We start from the raw sequence: 7,223 nt of genomic DNA, 5'->3' as shown, positions 1-7,223 counted from the left end.
AAGGATAATCAACAAAGTTATTAAGAAAGGGTAGGTTTTTGCGCAGTCTGACGGTTGAGCTATGAACAGTACGGGAGCAAACTAACGTTTGCTTTCCGCCACGCACATAGCGAAATCTTTGTGTTTTGTTTTTTCTTTTTTGTTCCAAAGCAAAATCCCAAAGATTTTGCGGACTTCATAAAAATACACAAGCCTTTTGATTAAGCCTTAAGCCCGTATTGTTTATAGGTTTTGTTGTACGCAGGCTTTTTATTCATTTTCCAGTTGCAAATTTTTGATATTGACCTGTCCAGCAGGAATTTCTGTATTGTTTAATTTATAAAAAAGGTTACCGTTCTTTACATTTAGTCCTGCTCGTACAGTTCCTCCTAATCCTCTTTTGAATAGAGTTACGAAATAAAAAGAGCTTATGTTATTTGGCATTATTGTTTTTTGCAATGAAGAAGGTTTTTGAAGGTTATTATCCAGAATATCATTTAAACTTCTTAAACCATAATTTAGTAATGACAATTTATCAATGTCCATTTCTTTGTTTGAAACAAAAATTTTAAAATAGTTATCAAATGATAATCCATGCACGAATTGGGAAGAAGGAATCTCAATTGATAATTCAAAAGGGTTATTCGTTTCATTAATTATCCGAGTCCAAAAAATAGCATAAATATAATTTTCTCCATTTGGGTCATTATATTCTAGTCCACCTTTTGGTAAGCTATTTTGTATAATAATTCTATTCCCACTATTATCATTATACCTGTACTCCGTATCTAAGAATTTTTTATGATTTTCATCTTGAGACCTTGGCTCTTCGTTGGTTTTTATCGATTCTAGTGTTTCGATTTCAGTAGTGATTTTATCTTTAGGTGACCTGTTTTCTTGACCACAGGAAAAAAATACTATAGTTGCTATTATCGATAAGATTAAAAAATTTCTCACTTGTTTTTAGCTTGCGTACAACGCTTTTGAGTATGCTTAGTTGCGTTTTCTCAAGGCACTAATTTAGTAATAATAATGGACTTTGGTTCAAGCACCATTTTTCAAAAACAGTAAGTTGTAGCAATTAAGTATACGCAATGTTGGCTGTAGGCATTTTCTGTTTTGTTGTTATTTGACCATTCTTGATTTTCATATTTTGGAGCTTTTGCGCTGTTTTTGGTGGAAATTTTAAGTTTAGAAACCGATATTTTGAAGCTTGTTTACCTTCTTTTAATCGAATATTAAGGTTGCTGTTTTGAGGATTTTGGAGCATTTGGGCTTGATTTTGATTAAAAACCTAAAATTTTGATTTATTATATTTCTATTGCGAACGATAGGAAAGCCGGTTTATCGATGCTTTGACCTAAGTTGGGCGTTCCTTTTAGAGTTCGATTTAATTGGGTTCTGTATTTTCTATTGAAAATGAATTTTGTCGTTTCGATCCAATCTGGAACGTTGTCATAATCTTGATTTTCGAACAAAGTACTGAGCTTGGGTAATCCTTTATGAGTCTGGGATTCCGCAATTCTTCAATTTGTTTCAATGAAAATTTTCTCGTTTAGGTTCAAAGGCTAAGTTGGGGAATTCTAGAATATCGATTTACAGAATTTGCCTGGGCTAATTTAGTTTTGTTTTTCGTTTTTAGATACTAAAATTTTGAATGGAAATAAGGTTTTTGTTGGTCAGCCTTGCTTACTGCCAACAATTGGCTAAGAGTACCCAGGTACTCTTATATCTATTTTACCCGTAATTTAATCAAAACTTATAACGCATCCATGTATACAGATAAATAGAGGTGTTTTATTCGTATAATATGCGTTTGTAAACGTTTAAATTTAAATATGTAGAATTGTTGAAAGCTGACGAAGAGGTAACTAAAAAAATAAAGCCCATCTGTATTAGATGAGCTTTACTATAAACAACTTAAACTAAAACAAACTTATTCGAAAGATGTCTCTCCTTCATTTGGGTTATAGACATAATTAAAAGTGTAATATGGTGTTGCATCTGCAAATGCGTCTGGCTCAGAAGGGGCATTTTCGTAATAGCTGATAATCTCTACTTTGGCGTAATTACCCTCTGTTGTTCTAATAACAAATACTTTACCTGGTATTGGTGTAATAACGTGCGATGGTGGCCCTGCATAGTTGTACCAGCCGTTATCACTACCGGTCGGTATGGCAAATGCCGCATCGGCATCTTGGTTAAAGGTAAGCCCGTTTGCAGAAGTTACACTTGCCAATGTACCCGTTACTATCGCAGCACCTACGTTTCCGTTTCGTGTTGGCTCATCGGCTGTTCCTGTTTCTGCACCGCCGTTTATGGCAATGGTGCTTCCCCTAAAGGCAATGTCCCACTCCGTATCACTGGTGGTTTGCGCGCCAGTTTCAAAATCAAACTTTGCAAATTCACCGCCTACAGCTTCTCCTTGTCCGCCAGTTTGTGGTGCATAAAGGTTGCTTACCGATTCTGTCTGTATCGGTTCTGATGCTGGGGTATTGTCATCATCATTACTGCAAGATGCTAATGCCACCGCTAAAAATGCTACTGCTAAAATGTTCTTCGTCATGGTAATTGTAATTAAAACCTGCTCTTAGTCAGGTGGGTTAGAATTGATAATTTAGTTTTACGTATCCTTGAATTCCCGGCATTGTCGGGATATTGTTATCGGTATAGTCCAATAGATTATTGGCGCCTACCTGTAGTGTAAAATCATTATAGAATATTTTACTGGCAGCCGCGTTTACGGTCATAAAGCCGTCAATGAAACTGCTGTCGTAAGTATCGATAAGTCCGTTGCCGTTCGTATCAAACTGTGCATATTTACTTCTATACAGCACCCGTAGATTTAAATTGGTGCTTGCGGACGGAATATCATAATACACTTTAAAGTTTGCATTGTGGCGCGAACGATTTACAAGCCCAAAATAATCGGACTGAGAAACAGCTTCTGTCTGACCTGAACTTGGATTTCGAACGAACACCTGGCCCTCTTCTATATCTTGTTTTTTCTGTTTATCATAAGCGTATAAAAGCTGGTAGCCGGCACTTATATTTAGGTTGTAAGAAATTTTATAGCCTGAATTAACTTCGAAGCCGGTAGTATAAATCTCATCGAAATTGATATAGCTAAAAACATTTTGTCCGTTTGTTTTACGTGCAATAATGCGTGTGTCAATAAGATTCTTAAAATCGTTTCTGAAGAAATTTACTTCAGTAGTGCTGTTTCCCCGTTTAAAGGTGAACCCCAAATTGTAACCAACGGAACTTTCTGCTTCTAGGGGTTTACTAAGGTCTTCTTCTGTGACTACGACATCAAGAATCTGCTCTTGTTCTTCGAGCTCTTTTAATTTGTCTAACGCTACATTATACCCTAATACGGTATAGCCAACGGCAGAATTGGTAAAATCGAAATAGAGCTGTCTAAAGTCGGGTGCTTTAAAGCCGTATCCAACCGAACCTTTAAGAGAGAATACATCGGAAACTTTGTAGCGCATTGCCAATTTCGGACTAAATTGATTATTATATTCGGAATGATTATCGAACCGAGCACCTGCAATCACATTTAGGTTTTCTATTGGGTTAAAATCATACTGTGCATATAAATATTGAGAAGTGAAATTTACGGTTTCATCAAAATAGGTTCTGTCCAATTCATCTAGTTGGAGACCAACACCAGCGGTTAAACTCCCATTTCGGAATCCTTTTGCTTCACTATCGTTTTCTGATGCAAATTTGAAGCTCCCGCGAACTTCTGGACGAAACAATTTCTGATTAAAATCATTTTCACTTAATACATCGGCAGAAATAGGGTCTACCAATAGCTCATTTGCAGTGTAGTTGGTATAATATAGCTCGTAGGCCATGGTAAGATTTGGGTTCCATTTATGGTCGAGTCTCGCATGCGCATTCCATTCACGCTCTTTGGTATCGCCTTCGTATTGTATACTGTCTAGCGTAAAACCAGCATCTTGATTTTGATCATAGAAACGGGCAGAGGTAAAGAGCGATAACTTGTTACTAAAATCATAATACAAACGACCATTTAATGTGTAATTGGTATACGGATTTACAGTTTGCCCCGCTACATCTTCATTTAAGTCATAGCCATTACTGGAGAATCGATTGGCAAAAAAACCGTATCGAAACTTTTTAAAACCTTGTTTTATGTCGATATTAATATCTTGCTGTGAGAACGTACCTATACGGTAGGAAGCATTCCCAGCTAAGACATCGGAAGTAGGTTTTTCTGTAATAATATTTATGACTCCGCCTAAGGCTTCAGAACCGTATAAACTGCTCGACGGACCTTTAACTACTTCAATCTGTTTAATATTACCAACTGTAAGTCGGCTTAAGTCAAAATTACCTGCGCTACGACCCACAAGAGGAACACCATCCATCAGTATAAGAATATAATCTGAAGCGATACCTTGGATTTGTACACCTTGAAATCCGCTTTCATCAGCTACCGTAATAATACCAGTCTGCTCATTTAAAATTTCATTTAAACGAACTGTACCAGATTGTAAAATCTTCTTTTTTCCAATCAGCGTTACGGGTAGGGGTAATGATGACAGTTGTCTTTGTGTGCGTGTGGCCGTAACGATTACTTCGTCTAATAATTGTGAGGGGATAGTATCGATAATGACTTCTACTTGTGCTTGAGAAATAACATATTGAAAACCAATAAAGAGTAAAAGGATAGTAAAACGGAATTGCATTATATTTATTTAGACTTATTCTTAATAGAAGGCAAATATATAAACAATTCTTATTTAGAATAAATAAAAATAACTATTTTTGGCAACGAACTTAAAACAATAAACCTTAAGTAATGAGAACACCTTTAACTATCGTACTAGCACTATTAATTTCAATAAGTGCTTTTTCACAAAAAAAGAAAAATAAAGATGACCGCAACGCTATTAAAAGTATGTGTGGTTGTTATGAAGTAACCTTCAATTTCGCCGAGACTTTTAATTATAGTACAGATTCTTTGTACAACCCTTCAAAAACCAAAGTAGATAAAGGATTGGAGTGGGCGCAGTTAGTTACCGATGAAGATGATAAAATTTCTATTCAACATTTACTACAAGTAGGAGACCCATCAGCCCCTCACATTGTAAAACACTGGCGACAAGATTGGTTGTTCGAGAACACGGACCTGTATTCTTATAATGCAGATAACACTTGGACTTTCTCAAAACTACCGGCTTCTCAAGTAAAGGGACAGTGGACACAAAAAGTATATCAGGTTGATGATAGTCCTAGGTATGAAGGTTCTTCTACTTGGGTTCATGTAGATGGAAAGAGTTATTGGGAAAATACGTCAGATGCACCATTACCAAGACGTGAATACACTACAAGAAGTGATTACAACTTAACAGTTCGTGGTAACCGTCAAGAAATTACAGATTACGGTTGGTTACATGATCAGGATAATACGAAGGTAATTCGTGAAGCTGGTAAAGCTGATGAGATTGTAGCTAAGGAAAAAGGATACAATACTTATGTAAAGGTAGATGATAGCAAATGTGCCGCTGCTGCCCAATGGTGGAAAGATAATACTGATAAATGGGCATTGGTGCGTACCAAGTGGGATGACGTTTACGGTCGCAATCAAGACTTATCATTAGAAGAGAAAGTAGATAACAAGGTGTTATACAAGTTTCTTTTTGATGATGAATATGATGAGCAAGCTGAAATTAACGAGGTTATAGAATCTTTTGTAAAAAAATAAAAATATGTATACTGTTAAAAAAATTGCGCTTAGTACGCTATTATTTGTGGGACTTTTAGCCACGGCACAAGAAAAAAATGAATTGTTTAATCGCGATTTCTGGAAGGGAAACCCAACTGTAGAAATCGTGAAACAAAAGATTGCAGAAGGTAATAGCCCTACGGCATTTAATGATAATGCTTTCGATGCGACAACATTTGCCATTCTAGGTAATGCAGATGTTGAGGTAGTAAAATATTTAGTGTCGTTAGATGGCAATTTTGTAGATAAGAAAACTCACGATAGTCGTATTTATTTACATTGGGCAGGCTATTCTGGTAATACTGATGTGGTTACCTATTTATTGGATCAAGGCTCTTCAGTAACCGCGTTAGATAGTCATCGATATACTCCACTTGCTTTTGCTGCAAATGCGGGGTTAACAAACCCTGTTATATATAAAGCTTTTGAAAAGAAGGGGGTTAACTTGGTTGCGGAGAAAAATGACCATGGAGCAAACCTATTGCTAATGGTTGCGCCTTCTCTAAAAAATGAAAAAGAGTTGAATTTCTTTTTGAACAAAGGATTAAAACTTGATAGTACAGATGAAGAAGGTAACGGAATATTTAATTATGCTGCTAAAAAGGGAAATATTGATTTTCTGAAATTACTTGTCTCTAAAGGGGTTGATTATAAATCATTGAACAAAAACGGCGGTAACGCTTTTATGTTTGCATCACAAGGTGGTCGCGGATTTAGTAATTCGTTGTCTGTTTATGAATATTTGCAGAGTTTAGGTTTAGAACCTAATAGTATTGAAAATAATGGTAGTACACCATTACATCGTTTAGCTTTTAATACTAAAGATGAAGCTATTTTTGAGCTTTTTCTTTCTGCTGGGTCAGATGTAAATCAAGCTGATGAAGAAGGAAATACGCCATTTTTAAATGCGGCTTCTCGTAACAAACTTTCGATAGTTCAATTATTATCTAAAGATGTAAAGCAAATTGATGCTACTAATAATAACGGAGAAACAGCTTTAATGTTAGCCGTTCATGATAACCAAGTAGAGGTAGTTGAATTTTTACTTCAGAAAGGTGCTGCTATGAATGCTAAAGATGAAACAGGTAATACGGTAGCTTATTTCTTAGCAGAATCTTTCAATAAAAGAACGGTTGATGCTTTTGATGCAAAATTAAAGATGCTTAAAGCGAAAGGGTTGAAACTTAATACAGTTCAAGCTGAGGGGAATACGTTATATCATTTAGCGGCGAAGAATAATGACCTTGATTTATTGAAAAAATTATCTAATAATGATATTGAAATCAACGCTAAAAATGATGAGGGGCTAACTGCTTTGCATTTGGCAGCTATGAAAGCGGAGAATGATGAGATGTTAAAATATATGATTTCTAAAGGTGCTGATACTAAAAGCAAGACCGATTTCGAAGAAACAGTGTACGATTTAGCAAGTGAAAATGAATTATTAAAGAAGGAGAATACATCATTAAATTTTTTAAAGTAA

5 protein-coding genes are annotated in these 7,223 nt (G+C 35.7%); 2 read left to right on the top strand and 3 right to left on the bottom strand.

The features are described 5' to 3' along the window. Positions 1 to 249: 249 nt before the first annotated feature. The 3 genes from AAC084_RS09060 to AAC084_RS09050 all read right to left on the bottom strand — a co-directional run bounded on the left by AAC084_RS09060 (position 250) and on the right by AAC084_RS09050 (position 4,700). Positions 250 to 936: a hypothetical protein gene (locus AAC084_RS09060; RefSeq protein WP_339839750.1), complete on the bottom strand. Its 687-nt coding sequence runs from the start codon at positions 934 to 936 to the stop codon at positions 250 to 252. Positions 937 to 1,915: 979 nt separating this feature from the next. Further along, positions 1,916 to 2,545 (bottom strand): HmuY family protein, encoded by a 630-nt coding sequence (locus AAC084_RS09055; protein WP_339839748.1) that lies wholly within the window; start codon positions 2,543 to 2,545, stop codon positions 1,916 to 1,918. Positions 2,546 to 2,582: 37 nt separating this feature from the next. Then, the gene (locus AAC084_RS09050; RefSeq protein ID WP_339839746.1) at positions 2,583 to 4,700 is read right to left on the bottom strand and encodes a TonB-dependent receptor; all 2,118 of its coding nucleotides are present in this window, start codon (positions 4,698 to 4,700) and stop codon (positions 2,583 to 2,585) included. Positions 4,701 to 4,813: 113 nt separating this feature from the next. On the opposite strand from AAC084_RS09050, the gene AAC084_RS09045 reads away from it, so the two are divergent. Both AAC084_RS09045 and AAC084_RS09040 read left to right on the top strand, forming a co-directional pair. After that, complete coding sequence (locus AAC084_RS09045) at positions 4,814 to 5,719, top strand: DUF6607 family protein (RefSeq protein WP_339839744.1); 906 nt, start codon at positions 4,814 to 4,816, stop codon at positions 5,717 to 5,719. Positions 5,720 to 5,723: 4 nt separating this feature from the next. After that, entirely contained in the window at positions 5,724 to 7,223 is a 1,500-nt protein-coding gene (locus AAC084_RS09040) for an ankyrin repeat domain-containing protein (RefSeq protein ID WP_339839741.1), read from the top strand.

Origin of the sequence: uncultured Maribacter sp. (assembly GCF_963977385.1) — a bacterium.
GTDB lineage: Bacteria > Bacteroidota > Bacteroidia > Flavobacteriales > Flavobacteriaceae > Maribacter.
This window is presented reverse-complemented; position numbering and strand designations above follow the sequence as displayed.